Origin of the sequence: Pseudomonas sp. G(2018) (assembly GCF_005502415.1) — a bacterium.
Lineage (GTDB): Bacteria > Pseudomonadota > Gammaproteobacteria > Pseudomonadales > Pseudomonadaceae > Aquipseudomonas.
This window is the reverse complement of record NZ_SCOO01000024.1, coordinates 73,154-98,858: the sequence shown is the minus strand read 5'-3', so window position 1 is coordinate 98,858 and position 25,705 is coordinate 73,154. Positions and strand designations below refer to the sequence as shown.

Annotated in this window: 24 protein-coding genes; 8 read left to right on the top strand and 16 right to left on the bottom strand. The window is 61.9% G+C overall.

From position 1 onward, the window contains the following. Positions 1 to 122: 122 nt before the first annotated feature. The 8 genes from pqqB to pedF all read right to left on the bottom strand — a co-directional run bounded on the left by pqqB (position 123) and on the right by pedF (position 8,192). Positions 123 to 1,037 (bottom strand): pyrroloquinoline quinone biosynthesis protein PqqB, encoded by a 915-nt coding sequence (pqqB, locus tag FFS64_RS21175; protein ID WP_137807024.1) that lies wholly within the window; start codon positions 1,035 to 1,037, stop codon positions 123 to 125. A gap of 55 nt (positions 1,038 to 1,092) precedes the next feature. Further along, complete coding sequence (gene pqqA, locus FFS64_RS21170) at positions 1,093 to 1,164, bottom strand: pyrroloquinoline quinone precursor peptide PqqA (RefSeq protein WP_003253598.1); 72 nt, start codon at positions 1,162 to 1,164, stop codon at positions 1,093 to 1,095. Positions 1,165 to 1,410: 246 nt separating this feature from the next. Next, a complete protein-coding gene (locus FFS64_RS21165; protein ID WP_137807023.1) occupies positions 1,411 to 2,931 on the bottom strand; it encodes an aldehyde dehydrogenase family protein in 1,521 nt (506 codons plus the stop codon). Positions 2,932 to 3,178: 247 nt separating this feature from the next. Beyond that, entirely contained in the window at positions 3,179 to 4,954 is a 1,776-nt protein-coding gene (locus FFS64_RS21160; protein WP_137807022.1) for a PQQ-dependent methanol/ethanol family dehydrogenase, read from the bottom strand. Between the two features lie 171 nt (positions 4,955 to 5,125). After that, positions 5,126 to 6,064, bottom strand: a complete 939-nt coding sequence (locus FFS64_RS21155) for a quinoprotein relay system zinc metallohydrolase 1 (protein ID WP_137807021.1) — start codon at positions 6,062 to 6,064, stop codon at positions 5,126 to 5,128. Between the two features lie 16 nt (positions 6,065 to 6,080). Next, positions 6,081 to 6,842 carry a quinoprotein dehydrogenase-associated SoxYZ-like carrier gene (locus tag FFS64_RS21150; RefSeq protein ID WP_137807020.1) on the bottom strand — a complete coding sequence of 254 codons (762 nt, stop codon included), beginning with the start codon at positions 6,840 to 6,842 and terminating at the stop codon, positions 6,081 to 6,083. 9 nt (positions 6,843 to 6,851) lie between these two features. Continuing rightward, on the bottom strand, positions 6,852 to 7,727 hold the full coding sequence (locus FFS64_RS21145; RefSeq protein ID WP_137807019.1) for an ABC transporter substrate-binding protein: 876 nt from the start codon (positions 7,725 to 7,727) through the stop codon (positions 6,852 to 6,854). Positions 7,728 to 7,730: 3 nt separating this feature from the next. Next, the gene (gene pedF, locus FFS64_RS21140; protein ID WP_137807018.1) at positions 7,731 to 8,192 is read right to left on the bottom strand and encodes a cytochrome c-550 PedF; all 462 of its coding nucleotides are present in this window, start codon (positions 8,190 to 8,192) and stop codon (positions 7,731 to 7,733) included. Between the two features lie 253 nt (positions 8,193 to 8,445). Between pedF and exaA the strand changes: the two genes are divergently transcribed. Next, positions 8,446 to 10,335 (top strand): quinoprotein ethanol dehydrogenase, encoded by a 1,890-nt coding sequence (gene exaA, locus FFS64_RS21135; protein ID WP_137807017.1) that lies wholly within the window; start codon positions 8,446 to 8,448, stop codon positions 10,333 to 10,335. 68 nt (positions 10,336 to 10,403) lie between these two features. Here the strand turns inward: exaA and FFS64_RS21130 are convergent, their stop codons facing one another. From FFS64_RS21130 to FFS64_RS31780, 3 genes are read right to left on the bottom strand one after another with little or no spacing between them, the layout of a single operon-like run. Continuing rightward, positions 10,404 to 11,042: a response regulator transcription factor gene (locus tag FFS64_RS21130; RefSeq protein WP_137807016.1), complete on the bottom strand. Its 639-nt coding sequence runs from the start codon at positions 11,040 to 11,042 to the stop codon at positions 10,404 to 10,406. Continuing rightward, on the bottom strand, positions 11,039 to 12,301 hold the full coding sequence (locus tag FFS64_RS21125; RefSeq protein ID WP_137807015.1) for an ATP-binding protein: 1,263 nt from the start codon (positions 12,299 to 12,301) through the stop codon (positions 11,039 to 11,041). The genes FFS64_RS21130 and FFS64_RS21125 overlap by 4 nt, the downstream gene beginning before the upstream one ends. Positions 12,302 to 12,303: 2 nt before the next feature. After that, positions 12,304 to 12,426 (bottom strand): hypothetical protein, encoded by a 123-nt coding sequence (locus tag FFS64_RS31780; protein WP_256660507.1) that lies wholly within the window; start codon positions 12,424 to 12,426, stop codon positions 12,304 to 12,306. 157 nt (positions 12,427 to 12,583) lie between these two features. Between FFS64_RS31780 and FFS64_RS21120 the strand changes: the two genes are divergently transcribed. The 6 genes from FFS64_RS21120 to FFS64_RS21095 all read left to right on the top strand — a co-directional run bounded on the left by FFS64_RS21120 (position 12,584) and on the right by FFS64_RS21095 (position 17,717). Beyond that, positions 12,584 to 13,768 (top strand): ABC transporter substrate-binding protein, encoded by a 1,185-nt coding sequence (locus FFS64_RS21120; RefSeq protein ID WP_137807014.1) that lies wholly within the window; start codon positions 12,584 to 12,586, stop codon positions 13,766 to 13,768. 28 nt (positions 13,769 to 13,796) lie between these two features. Beyond that, positions 13,797 to 14,771 (top strand): YVTN family beta-propeller repeat protein, encoded by a 975-nt coding sequence (locus tag FFS64_RS21115; protein ID WP_095195034.1) that lies wholly within the window; start codon positions 13,797 to 13,799, stop codon positions 14,769 to 14,771. Next, complete coding sequence (locus tag FFS64_RS21110) at positions 14,768 to 15,499, top strand: ABC transporter ATP-binding protein (protein ID WP_137807013.1); 732 nt, start codon at positions 14,768 to 14,770, stop codon at positions 15,497 to 15,499. Before FFS64_RS21115 ends, FFS64_RS21110 begins: the two co-directional genes overlap by 4 nt. Continuing rightward, complete coding sequence (locus tag FFS64_RS21105) at positions 15,496 to 16,287, top strand: ABC transporter permease (RefSeq protein WP_137807012.1); 792 nt, start codon at positions 15,496 to 15,498, stop codon at positions 16,285 to 16,287. Before FFS64_RS21110 ends, FFS64_RS21105 begins: the two co-directional genes overlap by 4 nt. A gap of 150 nt (positions 16,288 to 16,437) precedes the next feature. Then, a complete protein-coding gene (locus FFS64_RS21100; RefSeq protein ID WP_137807011.1) occupies positions 16,438 to 16,995 on the top strand; it encodes a PQQ-dependent catabolism-associated CXXCW motif protein in 558 nt (185 codons plus the stop codon). A 56-nt stretch (positions 16,996 to 17,051) separates the two neighbouring features. Beyond that, positions 17,052 to 17,717: a response regulator transcription factor gene (locus FFS64_RS21095; protein WP_007976602.1), complete on the top strand. Its 666-nt coding sequence runs from the start codon at positions 17,052 to 17,054 to the stop codon at positions 17,715 to 17,717. Positions 17,718 to 17,839: 122 nt separating this feature from the next. On the opposite strand, the gene nahK is transcribed toward FFS64_RS21095, so the two are convergent. The 4 genes from nahK to FFS64_RS21075 all read right to left on the bottom strand — a co-directional run bounded on the left by nahK (position 17,840) and on the right by FFS64_RS21075 (position 23,913). Then, positions 17,840 to 20,473, bottom strand: a complete 2,634-nt coding sequence (gene nahK, locus FFS64_RS21090; RefSeq protein WP_137807010.1) for a hybrid sensor histidine kinase/response regulator NahK/ErcS' — start codon at positions 20,471 to 20,473, stop codon at positions 17,840 to 17,842. Continuing rightward, a complete protein-coding gene (gene nosP / locus FFS64_RS21085) occupies positions 20,403 to 21,566 on the bottom strand; it encodes a nitric oxide-sensing protein NosP (RefSeq protein ID WP_137807009.1) in 1,164 nt (387 codons plus the stop codon). The genes nahK and nosP overlap by 71 nt, the downstream gene beginning before the upstream one ends. 145 nt (positions 21,567 to 21,711) lie before the next feature. Continuing rightward, positions 21,712 to 22,896: a porin gene (locus FFS64_RS21080; protein ID WP_095195040.1), complete on the bottom strand. Its 1,185-nt coding sequence runs from the start codon at positions 22,894 to 22,896 to the stop codon at positions 21,712 to 21,714. Positions 22,897 to 23,106: 210 nt separating this feature from the next. Then, positions 23,107 to 23,913: a sulfite exporter TauE/SafE family protein gene (locus FFS64_RS21075; protein WP_137807008.1), complete on the bottom strand. Its 807-nt coding sequence runs from the start codon at positions 23,911 to 23,913 to the stop codon at positions 23,107 to 23,109. A gap of 162 nt (positions 23,914 to 24,075) precedes the next feature. Between FFS64_RS21075 and FFS64_RS21070 the strand changes: the two genes are divergently transcribed. Then, on the top strand, positions 24,076 to 24,939 hold the full coding sequence (locus tag FFS64_RS21070; RefSeq protein ID WP_137807007.1) for an MBL fold metallo-hydrolase: 864 nt from the start codon (positions 24,076 to 24,078) through the stop codon (positions 24,937 to 24,939). Between the two features lie 118 nt (positions 24,940 to 25,057). On the opposite strand, the gene bkdR is transcribed toward FFS64_RS21070, so the two are convergent. After that, positions 25,058 to 25,546 carry a Bkd operon transcriptional regulator BkdR gene (bkdR, locus tag FFS64_RS21065; protein WP_008059350.1) on the bottom strand — a complete coding sequence of 163 codons (489 nt, stop codon included), beginning with the start codon at positions 25,544 to 25,546 and terminating at the stop codon, positions 25,058 to 25,060. Positions 25,547 to 25,705 lie beyond the last annotated feature (159 nt).

The window sequence follows — 25,705 nt, the reverse complement described above, 5'->3', positions numbered from 1 at the left end:
AAGGAGGAGGGGCGAAATCTCCCACGGTCTGTACTGCGTCAACAGTCAGAATCGAGCCTTGTCCCTCCTCCTCCCTTCAAGTCCTACCATACAAGCGAGCCTGCTCGCGAAGGCGTCAGTCGCTACAGCACAATATCCATGCCGTCGTAAGCCACTTCGATCCCCCGCCGCTCCAGTAGCGCCCGTTCGGCCGAGTCTTCGTCGAGGATCGGATTGGTGTTGTTGATGTGAATCAGCACCTTGCGCTGGCGGGGAAAACCTTCCAACAGTTCAAGCATGCCGCCGGGCCCGCTCTGCGCCAGATGACCCATTTCGCTGCCAAGGCTCTGCCCGACTTCGCAAACGCGCATCTCGTCGTCGCGCCACAGGGTGCCATCCAGCAGCAGGCAATCGGCGCGCTGCATCCAACCCAGCACTTCGTCGTCGACTTGCCCCAACCCTGGCGCGTAGAACAATGAGTTGCCGCTGCGCAGGTCTTCAATGAACAAACCAATGGTGTCCCCCGGTTGCGGGTTGCCACGATGGGGCGAATACGGCGGTGCGTTGCTGACCAGTGGAATCGCGTGAAACCTCAGGTACTCGCAGGCACCGATACTGAACGGCTCACGATCCAGACCTATGGGCTGCCACTGCAACCCGCCATTCCAGTGACTGAGCATGGGGAACAGCGGGAAGCCACTGCTGAGGTCCTGATGAACCCGTTGGGTACACCACACGTCATGCGGGCAGCCTTCGCGCAGGCTCAGCAGGCCGGTGCAGTGATCGATCTGGCTGTCCAGCAGCACCACGCCAGCGATGGCGGTATCGCGTAACCGACGCGCCGGTTGCAGCGGCGCAAAACTCTCGAGTTGCGCGCGGATGTCCGGTGAAGCATTGCACAGCACCCAGTCCACACCGTTGTCGCTCAGGACGATCGATGACTGCGTACGTCGGTGCGCGCGCAGGCTGCCATTGCGCACGCCGGCGCATTGGCGGCAATTGCAGTTCCACTGCGGAAAACCACCACCGGCGGCGGAACCCAGAACGCGGATGTGCATGAGCAATGCTCCAGAAGGCAGGCCCGGCCAACGCAATGGCTGGCCGGGTGAATAATCAACGGTTGGCGAAATACATCGTCACTTCGAAGCCAATGCGCAGATCGGTAAACGCGGGTTTAGTCCACATGGGTCATTCCTCTTCTTGTGCCGGGCGATTCCGGTAGCACCATTAATGCACGGGGCGCAGGACACCCGAATGCTACTTTCGAAGGAGGTTTGGGGGTGCGTTGGTAGGGGGTGGCGAACACACAAAACCACTGTGGGAGCGAGCCTGCTCGCGAAGAGGCCAGTACATTCAACATTGATGCTGGATGTCAGGCCGCATTCGCGAGCAGGCTCGCTCCCACAATGGAGATGTGGTGTTTTCAGGAAGTCAGAAGAACCCGAGCGGATTGATGTCGTAGCTCACCAGCAGGTTTTTGGTCTGTTGATAATGGTCGAGCATCATCTTGTGGTTTTCCCGGCCGACACCGGACTTCTTGTAGCCACCGAACGCAGCATGCGCCGGGTACAGGTGGTAGCAGTTGGTCCACACCCGCCCGGCCTTGATCGCGCGACCCATGCGATAGGCGCGGTTGATGTCGCGGGTCCACAGGCCGGCGCCCAGGCCGAACTCGGTGTCGTTGGCGATGGCCAGGGCTTCGGCTTCGTCCTTGAAGGTGGTGACACCCACCACCGGGCCGAAGATTTCTTCCTGGAACACGCGCATTTTGTTGGTGCCCTTGAGCAGCGTCGGCTGGATGTAATAGCCGCTGGACAGGTCGCCCTCCAGACGCTCGGCCGCGCCGCCGGTGAGCAACTGGGCGCCCTCCTCCTGGGCGATGTTCAGGTAGGAGAGGATCTTGTCGTACTGCTGCTGCGACGCCTGGGCACCGACCATGGTCTCGGTGTCCAGCGGGTTACCGCGCTTGATCTTGACGATTTTCTTCATGACTTGGGCCATGAACGGTTCGTAGATCGATTCCTGCACCAGCGCCCGGGATGGGCAAGTGCAGACTTCGCCCTGGTTGAAGAACGCCAGCACCAGGCCTTCGGCGGCTTTTTCGATGAACGCGGGTTCGGCGTTCATGATGTCTTCGAAGAAGATGTTCGGCGACTTGCCGCCCAACTCCACGGTGGACGGAATGATGTTCTCGGCGGCGCAATGCAGGATGTGTGCGCCCACCGGGGTCGAACCGGTGAAGGCGATTTTGGCGATGCGTTTGCTGGTGGCCAACGCCTCGCCGGCTTCACGGCCGAAACCCTGGACAATGTTCAGCACGCCCGCTGGCAGCAAATCGGCGATCAGTTCGGCAAAAACCATGATCGACAACGGCGTCTGCTCCGCCGGCTTGAGTACGATGCAGTTACCCGCGGCCAGGGCGGGCGCGAGTTTCCAGGCGGCCATCAGCAGCGGGAAGTTCCACGGAATGATCTGTCCGACCACGCCCAATGGCTCGTGAAAGTGATAGGCAGTGGTCAGTTCGTTGATCTCGGCAGCACCACCTTCCTGGGCGCGAATGCAGCCGGCGAAGTAACGGAAATGGTCGGCCGCCAGCGGTACGTCGGCGTTGAGGGTTTCGCGCACGGCCTTGCCGTTGTCCCAGGTTTCGGTGACGGCGAGAATTTCCAGGTTCTGCTCGATGCGGTCGGCGATTTTCAGCAGCACCAGGGAGCGGTCCTGGGCCGAGGTCCTGCCCCAAGCATCAGCGGCGGCATGCGCGGCGTCGAGAGCTTTGTCGATGTCGGCGGCGCTCGAGCGTGGGAATTCGGCGATCACTTCACCGTTGACCGGCGAGGTATTGGTGAAGTACTCGCCATTGATCGGAGCGACGAATTCGCCGCCGATGAAGTTGCCGTAGCGGGGTTTGAAGGAAACAACGGCGCCGGGTGTTCCGGGTTGGGCGTAGATCATGATGAGCCTCTGTCTGGGTCGATGCCTGTACAGGCGATGAACCGATACTAGAGAGCCCCGCGCGCCGGACGAATGCATCGTTGGCAGGAGGGGCTCTCGTTATTTGGTCGTAGGTTTCACTCCAATCCCTCTCCTGTGAGAGCGAGCCTGCTCGCGAAGGCGACGTGTCAGGTACAACTTTGCTGAATGACACACCGCTATCGCGAGCAGGCTCGCTCCCACAAGGGGTCAGGTGGTGGGTCCGGGGTCAGTGCCTGGCCACCAGATCCTTGGGCAGTTTGAAGGTCCAGAGCATGCCGCCCTGGTTGAAGTCCTTCACCCGTTTGGCCACTTCGCCGCCCCACAGCGGTACCGCACCGCCCCAGCCGGAGAGTACCGAGACGTACTGCTCGCCATCCATTTCCCAGGTCACGGGCGAGCCGAGTACGCCCGAGCCGGTCTGGAATTCCCAGACCTTTTCACCGGTCTTGGCATTGAACGCCTGCAGGAAGCCTTCCGGCGTGCCGGTGAACACCAGGTTGCCTTTGGTGGTCAGCACCCCGCCCCACAGCGGCGCGAAGTTCTTGTGGCGCCAGACTTCCTTGCCGGTTTTCGGGTCGATGGCCCGCAGCACGCCGATGTAGTCTTCGTTCAACGGCTTGATGGTGAACCCGGCGCCGAGGAACGCCGCGCCTTTCTTGTAGGCGATGCCCTCGTTCCAGATGTCCATGCCCCACTCGTTGGACGGCACGTAGAACAGCCCGGTGTCCTTGTTGTAGGCCATCGGCATCCAGTTTTTCGCACCGAGGAACGCCGGCGCGACGAACACCGAACTGCCTTTGGCCTCCGAACCCGGCGCGCCGGGGCGGCTGGCTTCGTTGTAGATCGGCCGGCCGTTCTTATCCAGGCCGGTGGCCCAGGTGATCTTGTCGACAAACGGGAAGCCACGGATGAATTTGCCGTTGGTGCGGTCCAGCACGTAGAAGAAACCGTTACGGTCGGCAGTGGCCGCCGCTTTGATTTCCTTGCCGCCTTCGCTGTAGTTGAACGACACCAGTTCGTTCACGCCGTCATAGTCCCAACCGTCGTGGGGCGTACTCTGGAAATGCCACTTGATGGTCCCGTCGTCCGGGTTGAGCGCCAGGCGCGACGACGAATAGAGGTTGTCGCCCGGCCGCAGGTGCGAATTCCAGGGTGCCGGGTTACCGGTGCCGAACAGCAACAGATTGGTTTCCGGGTCGTAATAACCGCCAAGCCACGGTGCCGCGCCGCCGGTCTTCCACAGGTCGCCCGGCCAGCTCTTGCCTGCCTCGCCGCCGGAAATGCCGTTTTCCACGGCTTTGCCGTCCTTGTAGACGTAGCCCATATGGCCTTCGACCGTTGGCCGGCTCCATAGCAAATTACCGTTTTTCGGGTCGTAGGCTTCGATCTTGCCCACCACCCCGAACTCGCCACCGGCCACGCCGGTAATCAGCTTGCCGTTGATCACCAGGGGCGCGGCGCTGATCGAATAGCCTTCCTTGTGGTCGGCGACTTTCTTGCTCCAGACCACTTTGCCGGTGTCCTTGTTCAGCGCCACCAGCTTGGCGTCGAGGGTGCCGAAGATCACCAGGTCGCCGTACAACGCGACGCCCCGGTTGATCACGTCGCAGCAAGGACGAATGTCATCCGGCAGGCGCGCATCGTACTGCCAGAGCTTCTTGCCGGTGCGCGCATCCACCGCGAAAACCCGGGAGTAGGAACCGGTCATGTACATCACGCCGTCCTTGACCATCGGCTGCGCTTGCTGGCCGCGCTGCTTTTCGCCACCGAAGGAAAACGCCCACGCCGGTCGCAGTTCCTTGACGTTGTCGACGTTGAGAATATCCAGTGGGCTGTAGCGCTGACCCTGGACGCCCAGGCCATTGGTAACGACCTGTTCCGGGTTCTTGGGGTCCTGAAGAATGTCCTCGTCGGAAACCCCGGCCAATGCCTGGCCGGACAACAGCATGGCACTGAGCAACAGGCTCAAGACGAAGGGCTGGCGACGTGCGGGTTGAGTCATGACGGCTTCCTCTGCGGATTTTTGTTATTTCCGGGAAATTTTCCCGGTCTGGAGCAGATTCTTGGGCGCCGCCGCCCTGACAACAATTGGCCGCAATGTGGAGATTTCTAGTTCCTTGGTACAGGTTCGGAAGGGATGGACAACACTGCTCCCACAGGGGATGGGGGTGAGTCAGTTGTTTGCGTTGGAATCCACCCGCGTCATCCGGGCGCGCTCATAGCGCGGATACAAATGACTGACGCTGCGAATCAGCTCATAGCGACTCAAACTGATCCCGGCGAATCGCTCGGGGATGGGGCTGCGGATCATTTCGGCCATGTCGCTGCCATGGGCCGCGCCCTCGCGCATCAACTGGTCGAGCCAGTTCAGGTAATCGCGCATTTGCGCAAAGGGTCTGGCATCGCGGGCGACCGGTCCATGGCCGGGCACGATCTGCGTCCAGGGCAAACTCTGCAGGGTCGCGAGATCGGCCAGCCACACTGACAGCCCCGGGCTGTTGGGCGTGGTCAGTGCCCGTTGATAAAACACCAGGTCCCCGGCAAACAGCACGCCGGTTTGCTGGTCGAGAATAGCCAGATCCGCACCGGTATGCCCACCCAGACTTAGCAGGCGCAGATCATGATTCCCAAAACTTTCCACGCCAGGGGTCAGCGTAAGGTTCGGCAGCACCACCTCGGTGCCGCGCATCCAGTCCCCCACCAGCCGGTACATGTTCTCGGCCATGGCGTCGCCTTGCTTGTGCAGCAGTTCGGTGGTGCCGGCCAGTGCACCTATCGGCACATCGGCAAACGCCTGGTTGCCCAATACATGGTCGGGGTGATGATGGGTCAGCAGGACCCTGATCACCGGTTTGTCGGTGGTGGCGGCAATGGCCCGGCGCATGGCCTCGCCATAGCGCCTGGACGGGCCGCTATCAATCACCACGACGCCACGCTCGGTGACGATGAACGCGGTGTTGACGATGTTGCCGCCATTGTCCCTGGCGAAATTATCGGTGCTGCCTTCCAGCAGCCAGGTGTCTTCGGCGATCTGCCTGGGCTTGAGCGAATATTCGAGATCGGCCATGACCGGCAAACACAGGCCGATCAACAACAGCAGCATCCAGCGCATGACAGGTTCCTTCTGGTCAGGGTATGGCCGCATCGAATTGATTGCCGCTGTTATCGCGCAACAACAGCCGCGTCTGCCCTACCCCCTCGATATCGAACGCCAGGCTGGGGTTTTCGCTGACGGCGGGGAACAGTTCGAGGCGTGCCAGCAGTTGATCATGCTGATTACGCAGCTCAGCTTGATTGATGAAAAATTCCGGGATGCCACTGACCATGCCGTTGTCCATCGGATGCGCCACCTGCAGGCGCAGGCGACTGAAATCCTCGCGCGGATACCGGCCGCCCAGCACTTCACCGATGTGCTCTTCCCAACCGGCCTGGGTACGTACCACGCTCGGCGCGGTGCAGCCGCCACCGGCCGCATCAATCAGGGTCGAACCGACATGCCACAGGCCGTCACGGGTCAACACCGCCGCACGCAGGGGCGTGGCCTGCTCGACGCGGATGCGGATCGACAGCCACGGCAACACACCAGCCCGCGGCTCGAAATCGACGATTTTCGGCAAGGGGTTGAGTTCGGCCCAGGCGAGGATTTTAACGACATCGCCCTTGAACGCCCGGGCATCGATTTCCAGCGGCACCTGTCGCGCGTCTTCGGCAAATGGCGGCGCCAACAGCTTGACCCGCTCATCGAACACAAACGGCGCATCGCCGAGCATTTGCTTGTGATAGAAGCTCCACATCACCGATGGCACCGGGTCTTTACCGGGATCGACGGCGGCGGCATGGGCCGCCACGCTCAAACAGCAGGCCAACAGACAACGCCTTTGCCATTTCATCGCCTGCTCCTATTGGTACATCTCGGGCACGTCGTAACGCAGGCCGTAATGGTCGTAGAGGGTTTTTGCCGAACCGTCGCGGATCAGGCTTTCCAGCGCCTCTTCCACGGCATAGGCCAATTGGCGGTTGCTTTCGTGTACCGCCATGCCGATCTCCCAGAGCTGCTTGCCCATGTTCGGGTAGGCGTTCTGCGCCAGGGCCCATTGCGGATCGGCCGCTTCATGCACCTGCCAGTCAATTTCGCCGCGCATGGCCATGACCGCGTCGACCTCGCCGGCCTTCATCGCGGCGAACGCCTGGGGCACGCCCGGATAGTGGCGGGTCTTGCCAGCGAGCATGCCGTTGAACACCGAGGTCAGGTAGAACGAGGGCACGCTGTCGACTTCGACGCCGATCGGGTGCTGCTCGAACACCGCGACGCTGGCGACCTTGTCCAGTCGGCGGCGGTCGTAGGCGACTTGCCATTGCTCATTCTGGTACGGCCCGAACATCACCACATGGCCGTTCTCCAGCTCGCCGAATTCGTTGCGCTTTTGCGCATAGTCTCGGTCGTAAGGCACGCGCATCATCAGGTCGGCCAGTTGCTGATTGTGCAACGGGCTGCTGCGCCAGATGTAATCGCGCAGATCGTCGTCAAGCTTCTCACCGGCTGGCACCCAGATCAGCGTCAGGCGCACGCCCAACGCCTTGGCCAAAGCCTGGGCGAGTTCCACGTCAACGCCACGGGGCTGACCGGCCTGTTCAAAACTGTAGGGGGCAAAATCCTTGTAGACCGCCACCTTCAACTCGCCGGCGGCGATCATTTCGTCATAGTTGCGAACCTGCGCCTGCACCGACTGGCAGCACAGCCACACAGCGCTGATCAACACCGCGAGCAGGCGCATGGGTCACTCCTCGACGCGGACGCTATCCAGATAGGTGCGCACCGCCCACAGGGCTTCCTGACTCAGGTAGTCGGCCATTTTCGGCATGTACACCCGACCGTCACGCACCGCGCCATGACGCACCCGCTCCACGAACCATTCATCGCCCGACTCACCGGCGTCGAGCATGCGCAAATCCGGGGCGATCCCGCCCGACTTGGCTTCCAGGCCATGACAGGCCGCGCAGTTCTGGTTGTAGGCCGACGCACCGATTTCCACCGCTTTGTCGTGCTCCGGAGCCGTGCGATAAGGGTTCACGGCGGCCCAGCCATCGGCGTCCAATTGCACCCCGGCCTCCTTGATCGGGGTCAGGCCCTGAGTGGCGACGGCCTGCGGCACCACATTGCCGTGGGCCCAGACGGAACCCGCACTGATGAGACCGGCCAACAGCCCGGTGACGAGCAAGGCGTTGCGTTTTGTTGTCATTGTTATGCCCTCAGGATTGCACGCAAAACCTCTTGGCAGAGGCTATGGCAGCCATCTTAGAAACCCCGGGATCATGGCCCCATGCTGCTTTGGTGGCCGCCGTCTAATCCCTTGGTAGTAAGGCGTTGGACGGACTTCCAAATCAGGTGATCCATGGGAAGTTTTCCCGGCAACGACGGGACTTTTTCCGTATCCGTCGCACGCCCGGCGCCCCACCCTGTGCAGGTCAAAACCTCCACTGGGAACTGCAACCATGACAATAAGATCGCTACCCGCCCTTTCCCCCTTGAGCCTCGCCATACAGGCTTTTCTGCTGGTCGGCAGCCTGTCCCTGAGCGCGGCCGGTTACGCCGAAACCGCACCGGCCACCACCGGCAAGGTGAGCTGGGAAGACATCGCCAACGATCACCTGACCACCAGGGACGTGCTGCAATACGGCATGGGCACCAACGCCCAGCGCTGGAGCCCGTTGGCCCAGGTCAACGACCAGAACGTGTTCAAGCTGACACCGGCTTGGTCCTATTCGTTTGGCGACGAGAAACAGCGCGGCCAGGAATCCCAGGCCATCGTCAGCGACGGCGTGGTGTACGTCACCGGTTCGTATTCGCGGGTATTCGCCCTGGATGCCAAGACCGGCAAGCGCCTGTGGACCTACAACCACCGCCTGCCGGACAACATTCGTCCCTGCTGCGACGTGGTCAACCGTGGCGCGGCGATCTTCGGCGACAAGATCTACTTCGGCACCCTCGATGCACGACTGATCGCCCTGGACAAGAACACCGGTAAAGTGGTGTGGAACAAGAAATTCGGCGACCACGCCGCCGGCTACACCATGACCGGCGCGCCGGTGCTGATCAAGGACAAGACCAGCGGCAAGGTGCTGCTGATCCATGGCAGTTCCGGCGATGAGTTCGGTGTGGTCGGGCAGCTCTTCGCCCGCGATCCGGACACTGGCGAAGAAGTCTGGATGCGCCCTTTTGTCGAAGGCCACATGGGACGCTTGAACGGCAAGGACAGTACGCCGACCGGCGACGTCAAGGCGCCGTCGTGGCCGAACGACCCGACCACCGAAACCGGCAAGGTCGAGGCCTGGAGCCATGGCGGCGGCGCCCCTTGGCAGAGCGCCAGTTTCGATGCCGAAGCCAACACGATCATTGTCGGTGCCGGCAACCCCGGCCCCTGGAACACTTGGGCGCGCACCGCCAAGGACGGCAACCCACGGGATTACGACAGCCTCTATACCTCGGGCCAGGTCGGCGTCGACCCGAGTACCGGCGAGGTGAAATGGTTCTACCAGCACACGCCGAACGATGCCTGGGACTTCTCCGGCAACAACGAGCTGGTGCTGTTCGACTACAAGGACAAGGACGGAAAAACGGTCAAGGCCACCGGCCATGCCGACCGCAACGGTTTCTTTTACGTGGTCGACCGCAACAACGGCAAATTGCAGAACGCCTTCCCCTTCGTCGACAACATCACCTGGGCCAGCCACATCGACCTCAAGACCGGGCGCCCGGTGGAAAACGAGGGCCAGCGTCCGGCCAAGCCGCTGCCGGGGGAAACCAAGGGCAAACCGGTGGAAGTGTCGCCCCCGTTCCTCGGTGGCAAGAACTTGAACCCCATGGCCTACAGCCAGGACACCGGGCTGTTCTACATTCCGGGCAACCAGTGGAAAGAGGAGTACTGGACCGAAGAGGTCAGCTACAAGAAAGGCTCGGCCTATCTGGGCATGGGTTTCCGCATCAAGCGCATGTACGACGATCACGTCGGCACCCTGCGGGCGATGAACCCGACCACCGGCAAAGTGGTCTGGGAGCACAAGGAACACCTGCCGTTGTGGGCCGGTGTACTGGCAACCAAGGGCAACCTGGTGTTCACCGGCACCGGTGACGGTTTCTTCAAGGCCTTCGATGCGAAAACCGGCAAGGAGCTGTGGAAGTTCCAGACCGGCAGCGGCATCGTCTCGCCACCGATCACTTGGGAACAGGATGGCGAGCAGTACATCGGCGTGACCGTCGGCTACGGCGGCGCGGTGCCGTTGTGGGGCGGCGACATGGCCGAGCTGACCAAACCGGTGGCTCAGGGCGGGTCGTTCTGGGTGTTCAAGATCCCGAGCTGGGATAACCAGACCGCGCAAAGATAACCCCCCGCCCTACCTATCCCTGTAGGAGCGAGCATGCTCGCTCCTACAGGGTGGCGCAGTGCATTGAATCACCCCGCCTTGCGCACCACCCCCATATCAATCCCCAGATGCACCAGCTCGGCATGGGAACTGACTTGCAGTTTGCTCTTGAGCAATGTCAGGTGATTGGACACGGTCTTGCTGCTGATGCTCAACTGCTCGGCAATTTGCCGCGCCGGGGTGCCTTTGGCGAGCATCACGAAAATCTCCAGTTCGCGCTGGGTCATGCTCTGCAGGCGCGGGTCGCTGGCGTTCTGTTGCGGATGGCAGGCCAGTTGTGTGGCCAGTGGCTGTTCGATGTAGGCATGGCCGGCGAGGACGCGGCGCACGGCCTCGATCAACACCTGCGGCGCCGAGCTTTTGGTCAGGTAGTCCGACGCCCCGGCCTCCAGTGCCTGACGCACCAAAGGCAATTCATCGTGCATGCTGAAAAACAGCACCCGCAGTTGCGGCAAGCGTTGGCGCAGGCATCGGATGGTTTCCAGGCCACTGATCCCCGGCAAGCCGAAGTCCATGATCACCAGATGCGGCACGCTTTCCTGGACCCGGATCAGCGCCTCTTCACCGGTCGCCGCTTCACGGACTTCCATCGCCGGCAACACGGCGCGTAACAGGCTGGCGTAGCCCTGGCGGACTACCGCGTGGTCATCGACCAGCAGAATATTCATGAAGCCTCCAAAGGCATGCTCAAGGTCAGCGCCCATCCGGCGCCGGGGTGGCTGATGATGCGCAGGTCACCGCCCAGGCTGCGGGCGCGTTCGCGCATCGAATGCAGGCCGACGCCGGGACGCCGGGATGGCGCGGCACCACGACCGTTATCGCGCACCAGCAGACGCAAGTGCGCACCGTGGTGTTGCAGACGAACCCGCACCTGACTGGCCTCGGCATGCCGGGCGATGTTGGTCAGGGCTTCCTGCAGCAGGCGGTACAGATGGGTCTTGTCCGCTGCCGACAGCGACGGTAACCGCGCACTGATCCGCAACTGACAATCGATGCCCTGGCGGCCCTGCCATTGCTCCACCAGCAAGGCGAAAGCGTCGGCCAGCGGCAAGTGCTGCAAGACCACCGGATAGAGGTTGTGCACCAGCGCGCGAAAGCCTTGTTGCAGATGCTCGCAGTTGTGTTCCAGCTCCCGTACCGTGCGCTTGACGGTCTCCGGTCGATCCGCCACCAGGCGCAACAGGCAAGCCTGGGCACGAATGCCGGCCAGGTACTGGCCGAGGTCGTCGTGCAGGGTCTGGGCCAGCTGCGTACGCTCCTGCTCCTGCACCGCCAACAGCGCCTGGGTCAGCCGGGCATTATCGGTACCGGCCTGTTCCAATGCAGCGGTCATGCGGTTGAAATGCGCGGCCAGTTGCCGCGTCTCCGGCCCGCCCTGCGGACGCAAGCGCACCTTGAGCCGGCCAGCCGAAACCTGCTGCAACGCCCGCAGCAGCTCTTCGAGCAAACCCATGCCCCGTCGCACAGCCCAGCGGATGGTCAACAGGCTGACCATCAGTGCCAGCGCACACAGGCTCAACAGTTGCTGCAGGGAATCCCGGACTTCGTCGATTTCATCGCGCGGGTCCACGGCAATCTGTACCCGTCGGCCATCCGCCAGCGCCACCAGCCTTGCGCCATGAGGAACTTGCGCGAACAGCAGGCGCCCGAGCCAGGCATCGAGTCCGTCTTGCACCGGTAGTTGTGGCTGTTCGTCCGGTGCCAGCCAGCGTACGCGCACATGGCGCAGGCTTGCGGTCAGTCGCGGTTGCAGGCTGACCGGGTCACGCCCGGCGGTTTCGCTCAGGTACTCGACCACCGCTTCGGCCGATTGCAGTTCACGCTCCACATCCTCCAACGCCTGATGCATCAGCAACAGCATGCACGCCAGGGTGACCAGGGTGAAAAAACCGCAGACCCACAGATTGATCCGCCACAGGGCTGACATGGCTAGCGCCCCGGTGTCGCGGGCATGACCTGCAACGGCGCGGGACGCGGCGCGTGAAGCCGGTCGACGCCGATCAGGGTCAAAATCAGCAGAAACGGCAGGAGCAGCGCTTTGACAATACGCATGGTCAATCCCCTCCAGAGCAGTAGCCGTTGTCGACCATGCTAAAACCGCGCCGTCCGGGCCGGCCTACTACCTTGGTACTGGCCGGTTGGTACTTTCTGCATATTTCCACCACTGGATGGGCTTCCTATGCTGGCGCTACCTGTAATGGAGTGCCCTATGCGCCAGCTTGCCCCTTACGCCCTGTTTTACCTGCTGGCGATTGCCTGCGCCGCCGGGCTGGCCACTCAGAGCCAGGCGGCGGATGCGCCGTTGCAGGTACGGATCGGCTATCTGGGCTATCGCCCCGATCCCGGCCCGCTGTTGTCCAACGTCATTACGGAACCCACCGATGCCGGGTTGCGCGGCGCCGAACTGGCGATCACCGACAGCAACAGCACCGGGCGCTTTCTCAATCACAGTTACAGCCTGGTCGGTGCCAACGTCGACAGCCCCGAAGCCTTGCTCATCGCTGCGAAAACCCAGCATGAACTAGGGTTGCGCCTGTTTGTGGTGAACGCACCGGCCAGCAGCCTGCGCCAGCTCAGTGCCGCGCTGCCCGACAGCCTGTTGTTCAACGCCGGCAGCCCTGACGACAGCCTGCGCACCACCGATTGCCTGCCGAACGTGCTGCACAGTCTGCCGAGCCGGGCGATGCTCGCCGATGCGCTGGCGCAATTTCTGGTGCTGCGCAAATGGCAGCGGGCGTTGCTGATCGTCGGCCCGACCGTGGACGATCAAGCCTACGCCGCGGCTCTGCGCCGTGCCGCCAAGCGCTTCGGCCTGCAACTGGTGGCGGAAAAACCCTGGCGTTTCGATAACGATCAACGGCGCAGCGCCCAGGCCGATATGCCACTGTTTACCCAGACCGCCGAATACGACGTGGTACTGGTGGCCGATGAGCGCGGCGACTTCGGCGAATACGTGCCGTACCAGACCTGGTACCCGCGCCCGGTCGCCGGCACCCAGGGCCTGACCCCGGTAGGCTGGCACAAGACCGTGGAAACCTACGGCGCCGCGCAGTTGCAAAAACGCTTCGAAGCGCTGGCCGGGCGCTGGATGAACGACCGTGATTTCGCCGCATGGATCGCCGTGCGCAGCATCGCCAGCGCCGTGAGCAAACTGCGCCAGAGCGACCCGATGGCCATCCGCAACCTGGAAATCAGCGATCAATTGCCGCTGGACGGTTTCAAGGGCCGCAAGCTCAGTTACCGGCCGTGGAACGGCCAACTGCGCCAACCGATTCCGATCGTGCAACCCCGGGCGCTGGTCAGCACCTCGCCCCAGGACGGCTTTCTGCACCCTTTCAACGAGATGGACAGCCTGGGTTACGACAAGCCCGAGGTGAGCTGCCGCTTTCCCTGAACACAACAACTACAACAAGGAAACTGCCATGCGCCGCACTCTGCTTTGCCGCTCCCTTCTTTCCTGGGCCGTGCTGCTCGCCGCCGGCCATGCCGCCGCCAGCACCGCCTGGGTCTCCAATGAAAAGGACAACAACCTGAGCCTGATCGACATGCAGACCCTGCAAGTCACCGAGACCCTGCCCGTCGGCCAGCGCCCCCGTGGTCTGCTGCTGTCCCATGACAACAAGTTGCTGTACATCTGCGCCAGCGACTCGGACCGGGTCCAGGTGATGGACGTGGCCACCCGCAAGATCATCAAGGAGCTGCCCTCGGGCAAGGACCCCGAGCAATTCGCCCTGCACCCCAACAACCGCTGGCTGTACGTCTCCAACGAAGACGATGCGCTGGTGACAGTGATCGACACCGAGACCTCCAAGGTGCTCGGCCAGATCAGCGTCGGCGTCGAGCCCGAAGGCATGGCGGTCAGCCCCGACGGCAAGTGGGCGGTGAACACCAGCGAAACCACCAACATGCTGCATTGGATCGACACCAGCACCCAGACCCTGGCCGACAGCACGCTGGTGGATCAACGGCCACGCTTCGTCGAGTTCAGCAATGACGGTGTGCAACTCTGGGCCTCGGCGGAAATCGGTGGCACGGTGACCATTCTCGACGTCGCCAGCCGTAATGTACTCAAGACCCTGAACTTCCAGATCAAGGGCGTTCACCCGGACAAGGTGCAGCCGGTGGGCATCAAGCTCAGCGCCGACGGCAAGTACGCGTTCGTGGCCCTGGGCCCGGCCAATCACGTGGCGGTCGTCGACGCCAAGACCTTCGAGATCCTCGACTACCTGTTGGTGGGCCGACGCGTCTGGCAGTTGGCGTTCACCCCGGATCAAAAACAATTGCTCGCCACCAACGGCGTCAGCGGCGATGTGTCGGTGATCGATGTCGACAGCCTCAAGGTCAGCAAATCGGTGAAGGTCGGGCGTTACCCTTGGGGCGTGGTGGTGACGCCATGAACGCTCTGGAGGTCAGCGACCTGAGCTTCGCCTACGGTCCTCGGGAGGCCTTGCGCCAGGTGAACTTCAGCCTGGCGTCCGGGCGTTTCGCCGCGCTGTTGGGGCCCAACGGCGCCGGCAAATCCACACTGATCGCCCTGCTGACCCGACTCTATGATCTGCAGCAGGGTGATATCCGCGTCGGCGGCTGTTCATTGCGCAACGCGCCTCGTCCGGCGCTCAAGCAATTGGGCGTGGTGTTCCAGCAAAGCACGCTGGATCTGGACCTCAGCGTCGAGCAGAACCTGCGTTACCACGCAGCGCTGCATGGCTTGTCTCGCCGCCAGACGAAGTGGCGGGTCGATGCGGAACTGGCCCGCCAGGCCCTGGGTGAGCGCCGTGGCGAGCGGGTACGCGAACTCAATGGCGGCCATCGCCGGCGGGTGGAAATTGCCCGCGCCCTGTTGCACGAACCGCGCCTGTTGCTGCTCGACGAAGCCAGCGCCGGCCTCGACCCGGCCAGTCGCCTGGCGCTCAACCGGCACATTCGCAGCCTGTGTCGCGAACAACGGATCAGCGTACTCTGGACCACCCATTTGCTCGATGAAGTGCAGCCCAGCGACGACTTGTTGATTCTCCATCAGGGCCGCCTGGTGGCCAGCGGGCAGGCCGATGCACTGAGCCTGGAACACGGTGGCGACCTGGGTTCGGCCTTCACTCGACTGACCACCACAGGAGCGGCCCGATGAACGCTTACTGGCAATGTTTCAGCGGCATCGTCCTGCGCGAATGGCTGCGCTTCGTGCTGCAACGCACGCGGTTTCTCAGCGCCCTGGTGCGCCCGCTGCTGTGGCTGTTGGTGTTCGCCGCGGGATTTCGCGCCGCCTTGGGCATCGCGATCATCGAGCCCTACGACACCTATATTCCGTACGAGGTCTACATCATTCCGGGCCTGGCCTGCATGATCCTGCTGTTCAACGGCATGCAGGGTTCGCTGTCGATGGTCTACGACCGTGAAATGGGCAGCATGCGCGTGCTGCTGACCAGCCCCCTGCCCCGGACGTTCCTGCTGTGCAGCAAACTGCTGGCCACGTCGCTGATTTCACTGTTGCAGGTGTATGCCTTCCTGGCGATTGCCTGGCTTTACGGCGTGCAGCCGCCAGCCATGGGTCTGTTGATCGCCCTGCCCGCTCTGTTACTGGTGGCGTTGATGCTCAGCGCCCTGGGGTTATTACTGTCGAACGCGATCCGCCAGCTGGAGAACTTCGCCGGGGTGATGAACTTCGTGATCTTCCCACTGTTTTTCCTGTCTTCTGCGCTGTATCCGCTTTGGAAAATGCGCGAGGCCAGCGAGTGGCTGTACTGGCTGTGCGCGGTGAACCCGTTCAGCCACGCGGTGGAACTGGTGCGCTTTGCGCTGTATGAACGTTTCAATCCGCTGGCGCTGGGAGTTTGTACGGGTTTGACGCTGGTATTCGCGGTCCTTGCCGTACTGACCTTCAACCCGCAGCATGCGGCCCTGCGCAAATCCACCTGAAGGATGTCCCGCTCCCACAGGGATCTTCATGGTGCGTGGGATTGGCACAAGAAATTACTACTTTAGTACTGGTTTTACCTGTCTATCGTCGCATTCCCAACGCACCACGACTGGCATGTAATGGGCGCATAACGATAAGGATCAATCCCCATGCCGCGTGCACGACGTCGCCTGTTGCGTCCCACTCTCGCTGCGTTGTCGCTCAGCCTGTGGCTGGGTGGCGCACTCGCAGAACCCCAGCTGTTTTCCCCCGACGGCTATCGTATCGACCTGTACCGCAGCCCGACACCGAACCAGCTGCAAGGCGCGAACCTCATCGACACCCCGGCCCTGCAAATCCTGCTGGGGCAACAACCGCGCCCGTTGTTGATCGACGTCTATCGCCGCCAATGGTTGCAAGGCCGTTTCATCGAAGACCAGCCCCATGACAACCTGCCCGGCAGCCATTGGCTGGCCAACACTGGCGACGGCGAGCTGACGCCGCAATGGCAGGACTATTTCGCGGGCAACCTGCAAAAACTGACCAACGGCGACCCGACGCAACCGCTGGTCTTCTATTGCCGCGCCGATTGCTGGTTGAGCTGGAACGCGGTCAAACGCGCAGCCAGCCTGGGCTATAAGACGCTGTATTGGTATCGCGATGGCCTGGACGCCTGGCAAGCCGCCAATCTGCCACTGGCCCCAGCCCGGCCGGAACCCTTCCCCTGAGCTTTACGCGTGCGTGTTGTTGCCACACCATAATCAAAATAATGAGGTGAAAGGCTATGTACAAAATTCTGATTGCCGACGATCACCCGCTGTTTCGCGAAGCCATACACAACGTCATCAGCGATGGTTTTGCCGGCAGCGAGGTGATGGAAACCGCCGACCTTGACAGCGCCCTGGCACTGACCCAGGAACACGATGACCTGGACCTGATCCTGCTCGACCTGAACATGCCCGGCATGCATGGGCTCAACGGCCTGATCAACCTGCGCAACGAAGCGCCGACCATTCCGGTGGTGATCGTTTCCGCCGAACAGGACAAACAGATTGTCCTGCAAGCCATCACCTACGGTGCCGTGGGTTTCATCACAAAATCTTCGCCCCGCGCACAAATGACCGACGCCATCCAGCAGATTCTCAATGGCAACGTCTACCTGCCCCCGGACATCATCCGCACGGCCAAAAGCAGCACCCACCGGCGAATGAACGACACCCCGAGCTTCCCGCCGGAACTGCTCCAGGCCCTGACCCGCAAGCAGCTGCAGGTCTTGGAGCGCATGACCAAGGGCGAATCGAACAAACAGATCGCCTACACCCTGGAAATTGCCGAAACCACGGTCAAGGCCCACGTCTCGGCGATCCTGCGCAAACTCAACGTACACAACCGCGTGCAGGCGATCCTGAGTGCCGGGGATATTGATTTCGGGTCTTATTTGCGGCGCTGAAACAGGTAGACCGCGCCGCTCCCATCGCTGGCAAGCCAGCTCCCACAGGGATTTGTGAACAGCACACATCCATTGTGGGAGCTGGCTTGCCAGCGATGAGGCCAGCACCGACAACCGAGAAATCAGGGCCTGGCGAGCAAATGACTCATCGCCGTCTTCAACTTCATCGGCCGCACCGGTTTGTGCATCAGGGTATGCCCCAGCTCGCGGAGTTGCTGTTTGAGTTCGTTGCTGTAATTGGCCGTGATCATCATTGCCGGGATCGCTGAGGCGCGACGGGCGTTGATCCGGGCCACGGCGTCGATGCCGTTGCGGTCGTTGTCCAGGTGGTAATCGGCAATCAGCAGGTCAGCCTCGGCATGGTAGTTGTTCACCTGCCGCGCCAGATCCTCTTCCGACAGCGCCGTCACCACGAGACATCCCCAACCCTCGAGCAATGTGCGCATGCCGGCGCAAATGGTCGCGTCATTGTCCAACACCCAGATCCGCGCGCCGCGCAGCCGTTCGAGCATCGGTTCGCTCATCAGCAGGCTGGGCACCGGCTTGGGCGCGGTGGCGCTCATCGGCACCTCGACCGAGAACATCGAGCCCTTGCCCGGCCACGAGCGCACCTGAATGCGGTGCCCGAGAATGCCGGCGATTTTCTCGACAATGGCCAGGCCAAGGCCCAGACCGCGATCCTGGTCCGGGCGCTGCACATCCCCGCGCTTGAACTCCTGGAAAATTTCTTCCAGGCGATTTTCGGCAATGCCCATGCCGCTGTCCCACACCTGAATCGACAGGCGCTGGTGCTGACGTCGGCAGCCCAGCACTACACGACCGCTGTAGGTGTAGCGAATGGCATTGCTCAACAGGTTGCGCAGGATCCGCGCCAGTAACTGGATGTCACTGCGCACCAGTGCCGAACAGGGGATGAAATGCAGTTGCAGGCCTTCGCTGCGGGCCACCTGGGTGTATTCGGCGGCGAGGTTTTCCAGCAGCTCGCTCAAGGCGAACGGTGCAATGTCGGCCTTGATCACGCCGGCATCGAGCTTGGAAATATCCACCAGGGTGCCCAACAGGTTCTCGACGTCTTCGAGGGAATTGCTGACATTGCGCACCAAAACCTCATTGCAGATCGGCTCGCGACGCTCCAGCAAGGCACTGGTGAACAGCCGTGCGGCGTTCAGCGGTTGCAGCAGGTCGTGGCTGACCGCGGCGAGAAACTTGGTCTTCGACAGATTGGCCTGCTCCGCTTCCAGCTTGGCCTCGCGCAAGCGTGACTCGACCCGGCGGCGTTCCTCGATTTCCCGCAGCAACTGGTCGTTGAGGGTGGTCAATTCGGCGGTGCGTTCGCGCACCCGCAGCTCGAGGTTCTGATAGGCCTGGTGCAGTGCTTCGGCGGTGCGGCGGCGTTCGGTGATATCGCGGATCAACACGAAAATCCCCACCACCTCGCCGCTGGCCAGGCGATTGGGAACGTAGGAGCGCAACATATAGCGTTCCTGATTGTTGACGTTGGTCTCGGCGAATTCGAAGGTCACGCTTTCCCCGGCCAGCGCCCTGGCCACATAGGATTCCAGCCGCTGGTAATGCTGCTCGCTGTGCACTTCGCGCAGGCTCTGGCCGAGCATCACGCCGCGCGGCCAGCAGTACCATTCCTCGTAGACCTTGTTGGTGAACTCATAGACCAGATCGGCATTGAGGTAGGCGATCAATGCCGGCACATGGTCGGTGATCAGGCGAATCCAGCGCTCGCTTTCACTCAGGGCTTCGGCGTGCTGGTAGCGTTCAGTGATGTCGGTGAAGGTGTTGACGAACCCGCCGGTGGGCAACGGATGAGTGCGGATTTCCAGGACCCTGCCGTCATACAGGCGCTGTTCGCACTCCTGTACGGGCCGCCCGTTGGCACCACGGCTGGCCGGGGTCAGCAGGGTCAGTTCGCTGTCGGCGATCACTTCGGCAAACGGACGATGGGCCGCCACCGGGGCCAGGCCACTGAGTTCGAGGAACCGGCGGTTCCACAACTCCAGGATGCCTTCGGCGTTGACCATGGCCACCCCTTGGGACAGGTTGTCGACCGCCCGTTGCAACAGATGCGACTTCTGCGCCACCGCCTGCTCGCGGCGCACGGTTTCGCTGAGTTTGACGTCGGTGATATCGGTAAACAGAATCACCCGCCCGCCTTCCTGGGTCGGTCGTTCGCTGACTTGCAGCCAGCGGCCATCCTGCAGGCGATACAGCAGGTTTTCGTCGGCATGCCCACGGGGTTCTTCGGTAAACAGGCCGTTGCTCTGCATCAGGCGCTTGACCTCGGTCAGGCGCATGCCGGCGTTGATTCGCACCCGGCTGTTGCTCCAGAACGCCTTGAACCGACTGTTGAACAGGACGATGCGCTGCTCGGCGTCGAACAATACGAAGGCATCGGAAATGCTCTCGATGGCATCGATCAGGTGCTGATGGGCCGTTTCGGCGCGCAGGCGGGCTTCGCTGAGCAAATGGTTGCCGGCCTTGAGTTCGGCCATGGCCTGGTTCAAGGCATCCGTGCGTTCGCGCACCTGCTCGGCCAACACCACCGAATGCTGGAACGCCGCGTACGGATCGTTGCCCCGGGTGATGCCGGACTCGATGCGCTCGATCAGTGCCGCGTTGATCCGCTGCAGCTTTTGATTGTCGTGCTGCAACCCGGCGATCCGGGCCTGGAGTTCAGCGCTGTCCGAGGGACCGGCCCCGGGCAATGGCGACGCCGGTGAAGGTCTGGTTGATGTGCATGCCATTGAACTGTTCTCCGTAGGTGTTGAACCCCATCACCCGCTGTTCGCGCAAAAACCGGCCGATCGGCTCCAGGTTGCCGTCGCCTTCGAGCTCCAGGCGCCTGAGGAAACAGTCACAGCCGATGGTCAGCAACAGGTCGCCAAGCCGTTCCTGCAAGCCGGCGAACAGGCTTTGCAGATTCGGCAGCATCGGGCCAGGCGTCATGGCGGTGAGGACGATGCCGTTCTCCACCGCGCAGTAGAAGCTCAGGCTCAGGTCCGGGTGAACCTGCTGGATGGCGCGCACGTAATAGTGCTCGTTGATCCGCACCGCCAACGGGTGCGCGGCGAAGACCCGGTGGTCGAGTTCAGCCACCGGCACGCCGATGTGCCGGGCGTACTCGGCAGCGGCCGGCTCGGCATTGAGTTCGAAGACCCGCCGCGAGGCGCTGTCGGCCCCGGTAACCACCAGCTTCTCCGCCCGAGGCAGGATGTGGTGGGTGGTGAACACTTCGAAATCCAGCCAGGTGTTGACCAGCACCACCACCGCCGCACCGCTATGGAAGCCGCCGTCGAAGTAAACATGGGTGTGGGTCAGGTAGTTGTCGTCGCCGGCCGAGCCACCGAAATGCGGAATGTCGCCCAACGCTGCACTCAAGGCCGCCAGGACCATTTCTTCCCGACTGGACAAGCCGTCGAGTAGCGTCAGGGCGAAACTGTTGCCCTTGATCGGTGCCAGCGTATTGCTGCGACAACCGCTGACCAGGCGCTCGACCATCTGTTGCGCATCGATCAGGCTGAAGTGTTCCATTTCGTCGATCAGTTCGAGGGCAATGGAAAAGTGCCGATGATCGAAGCCCACCGCCGTCACGCAATTGCGCCCGTAACCCAGCGGGGTGATCTCCCCGGCGCTGGTGCAACCGGCCAGGCGTATACCACCGAATCCTTGCTGCAAGGCCTGGCCCAGCGCCTGCAAATCGTACTCGGCCGAACAGAAGAACAGCACGAAGCCCAGGTTCGGATGCAGCAACTGCCGCGCCAGCTCCTGCACCACCTGCCGGGGATCGGTGGCCAGGGACATTGCACTGACGACCCCTTCGCTCTGGAACTGCTGCATCATCGCCCCCCGCAGGTGCGTGTGTAGGAGGCACGAGTGTACGAAGGCCTGGTGCCGGGACGTATGCTACTTGGGTAGCGGTCAGGGGCTTCGATGGGAGTAGGAGCGAGCTTGCTCGCTCCCGCAAAGAGATTTACGGCGCCGCTTACCAGGTCAACACCGCCCCCACCGCAAAGGTATCGGTGTCTTCGTTCTGGTCGCTGGTGTCGTGGCCGTTGATTTCGAACTGGTTGTACTCGGCCACCAGTTTCAGGTTGTCATTGACGTCATGGAACAGCGCAATGCCACGGGTTTCATAGTCCGCGCCGCTGCCGACCGCGCCGTTGCCATCGTCCTTGGTCTTGCCGTAAGACAGTGCCAGGCGGTTCTTGCCCAGCTTGTAGGAGCCCTGCAACAGGTAGCCATCGCTGTCGACGTTACGCAGGGTCGGCTCGCCCGCATTGTTGGTGAAAAAAGGGTTGATGCCCTTGGCCTGGAAACCGGAGCCGGTCAGCGACAAGCCACCCATTTTCGCCTGCACGCCATAGCCGACGCCTTTGGACGTGACGGTGTCGACGGTGGAATCGGTATTGTCCGAGGTCTGGTAGCTGCCGTTGACCCAGCTGTAGATTTTCGCGCCGGCGAGGTCGAACTGGTAAGTGATCTCGCTCTCGGTGCGCGGGTTTTCCTGGTAGGCCTTGCCCGTCGGGCTGCTGTCGTTGGTGTCCACCGGGTCCATGATGCCCACGGCCACCCGCAAGCCGTCCATCACCGGGGTGCGGTAGGTGATCTGCGAGGTCGGGAACGGGTACGGATAACCGGTGCCGATGTTGCCGAACGACACCCCGCCGCCATCCACCAGCCCCAAGGTATCGCTGACCTGGCCGTACCCGGCGAGCAGTTCGTCGAGCAGGATGTTGGAGCGGGCAAACAGGCCGAAATCCTTGCCGATCAACACTTCGCCCCACTGCGGATTGGCCACGGTGCCGTAGAACTGCCGCACATCGATGGCGGTGTCGGTGCCGTTGGTTTCGCTGTCGTTGATGGTCACCCAGAACGAGGCGCGTGCGCCGAGCTTGAGATCATCGACCTGCTTGCCCATGTTGAAGCCCAGGTAGTTGGGCAGAAAACCCATTTTCACCCGCGACTGGCGACGGTCGTACTGCTCGCCGTCGCGGTCGACATCACTGTTCACATAGAAGGCATTGATGTAGCCGTCGGTGGAGAACGTGGTCTGGTCCTTGTCGTACAGCATGATCTCGGCTTCGGCCATGGAACTCAGGCCAAGGGAGGACAGGCTGGCGATCAAGGCAGGCAAAAAACGATGCGTGAAGTTCTTATTGTTGTGCATGGCGCGCTCCGCGACGGGGGACGAGATGTCGGAGGCGATTATCGAAAGCTGACAGGCGGCGCCATACGCTGCCTTGGGGGCGGTATTCAGGTGCTTTGGAATGGCCGGTGGCGCGCGATAGTTACGGCGTACGACCGCTTGTCGGCGAGGCTCGGCACCAAGGGTGTAAGCCCGCCGGCGGATGTACCTGCAGGAGGGCAAATATCCGGTTTAGTACGCTGCGTTCATCAGCATATAGGCGGCGACCACCAGGCAGGCACTGGCAAACCCCACCTGCAACCCCCGCGCCGGCACCCGGGCGCAGAGTTTTCGACCGATGAGCATGCCGATGATGCTGGCGACGATGAACGCCACGCCCAGCCCGTCGATGCGCACCCCGGCATGCAACGCGCCAATCACGCCGATGGCCGAGATCAGGCTGATCACCATCAGCGAAGTGGCGATGATTCCGCGCATCTGCACATCGGTCAGCTGCTTGAAAGCCGGCACAATCAGAAAGCCGCCACCCACGCCCAGCAGCCCTGAGACCACGCCGGTGACCGCGCCGAGAGCCGCGAGGGTCGCGGTGCATTTGGCGGTCCAGGAAAAGCGTCCGGTGTGCTGGTCGAGCATGCAGTTCTTCTGGCCCCAGTTGGCATGGCCATGATCGCTCGGTCCCTCATCCTTGCGCTCACGACGCAACATCCGCGCGGCCACCATGACCATCAGCAGGCTGAACAGGATCATCAGGATCTTTTCCGGCAACTGATGGGCGACGTAGATGCCCACCGGCGAAAACACCGCGCCGAGCGCCGCGATCAGCAACGCCGCGCGATAACGCACCAGCCCGTGCCGCAGCCCATCGATGGCACCGACCGCCGCCGCACTGCCCACGGCAAACAGCGCGACGGGCGCCGCCGTGGTCATGCTCCAACCCAGGCCAAGCACCAGCGCCGGTACGGCAAGAATGCCGCCGCCTGCCCCGGTCAAACCCAGCACCAACCCCATGACCACACCAAAAAAACTCGCCAGCAACATAGAACGCTCGTAATCCATGACAAGGGCCGGGAACGCCCGGTATCGATTGAGTGACAGGATAGAGCCCGCACAACTTTTTTCATCAATTGAATTGAAGCGGGGCTGGTCAACGCGGGGAAAATGAAACTAACCTCATGGCGACTCCACTAAGAAATCACCCCCATGCCCGCCCTGATTGAAGCCTTTTTTGACCCCGCCTCATCCACCTACAGTTACGTAATCTACGAAGCCGACGGCGGGCAATGCGCAATCGTCGATCCTGTACTCGATTACGACGGCGCTGCCGGGCGTACCGCCACCGTGCAGGCCGACCGGATCATCGCGTTCGTGCGCGAGCACCACTTGCAGGTGCAATGGCTGCTGGAAACCCACGCCCACGCCGACCACCTCTCCGCCGCGCCGTACCTGCGCCGGGAACTGGGTGGCAAGATCGCCATCGGCCAGTCGATCTGCAAGGTACAGAACGTGTTCAAGGCCCTGTTCAATCTTGAGCCGCAATTCTGCATCGATGGCTCGCAATTCGATCACCTGTTCGCCCCCGACGAGTCATTCCGTATCGGCAACCTCAAGGCCACGGCCCTGCATGTCCCCGGCCATACTCCTGCGGACATGGCCTACTTGATCGACGGCGATGTGATCCTGGTCGGCGACACACTGTTCATGCCGGACGTGGGTACCGCGCGCTGCGACTTTCCCGGTGGCGATGCCCACCAGATGTTCACCTCGATCCACAAGTTGCTGGCCTTCCCTGCCGGCGTGCGCCTCTACGTCTGCCACGACTATCCGCCTGAAGGCCGCGAACCACGCTGCATGACCACGGTGGGCGAACAACGCAAAGGCAACATCCATGTGCGCGACGGTATCGACCAGGCAGCCTTTGTCGCCATGCGTACCCGGCGCGATGCAGGATTGGGCATGCCGACGCTGTTGCTGCCGGCGATCCAGGTCAATGTGCGGGCGGGGAATCTGCCACCGGCCGAAGACAACGGCGTGACCTACCTCAAGATTCCCCTGAACAAATTCTAAATCCTGTAGGAGCGAGCACGCTCGCGATGGACGCAAACGATAACGCGCCCTGTCTGCATGAACGCGGTGACTGGACGTTTTTCGCGAGCAAGCTCGCTCCTACAGGGCTCGGGGTAATTCAGGTGCCTAGCGTCAATCCATTCGCCGGCAGCGGCAGCGCCGTCTTGTAGCGCACCTGCTTGAGCGCAAAGCTCGAGCGGATATTGGCGACGCCGGGGACTTTGGTCAGGAAATCCATCATGAAACGCTCCAGCGACTGGATCGTCGGCACCAGCACCCGGATCAGGTAGTCCGGGTCGCCGGCCATCAGGTAGCACTCCATCACTTCCGGGCGATCGGAAATCGCCTCCTCGAAATGCTGCAACGCTTCCTCCACCTGTTTTTCCAGGCTGACGTGAATGAACACATTGACGTGAAGCCCCAGCAGGTCGGCATCGAGCAGGGTCACTTGCTCGCGAATCAGGCCCAGTTCTTCCATCGCCTTGACCCGGTTGAAACACGGCGTTGGCGACAGATTGACCGAGCGCGCAAGATCAGCGTTGGTGATGCGTGCGTTCTCCTGAAGGCTGTTAAGAATGCCGATATCGGTACGGTCCAGTTTGCGCATGAGACAAAACCACCTGTTTTTTATGTTTATGCAGATTTTTTATCTGCAAATGATCTTTAGCGCAACGAAACAGAGAGAAATATTCTTCTTGGCCGGGCCTATGATTGTTGTAGGACAAGATTTCTTTTACCGAACGAAATCTGTCAGCTCATTACAAGA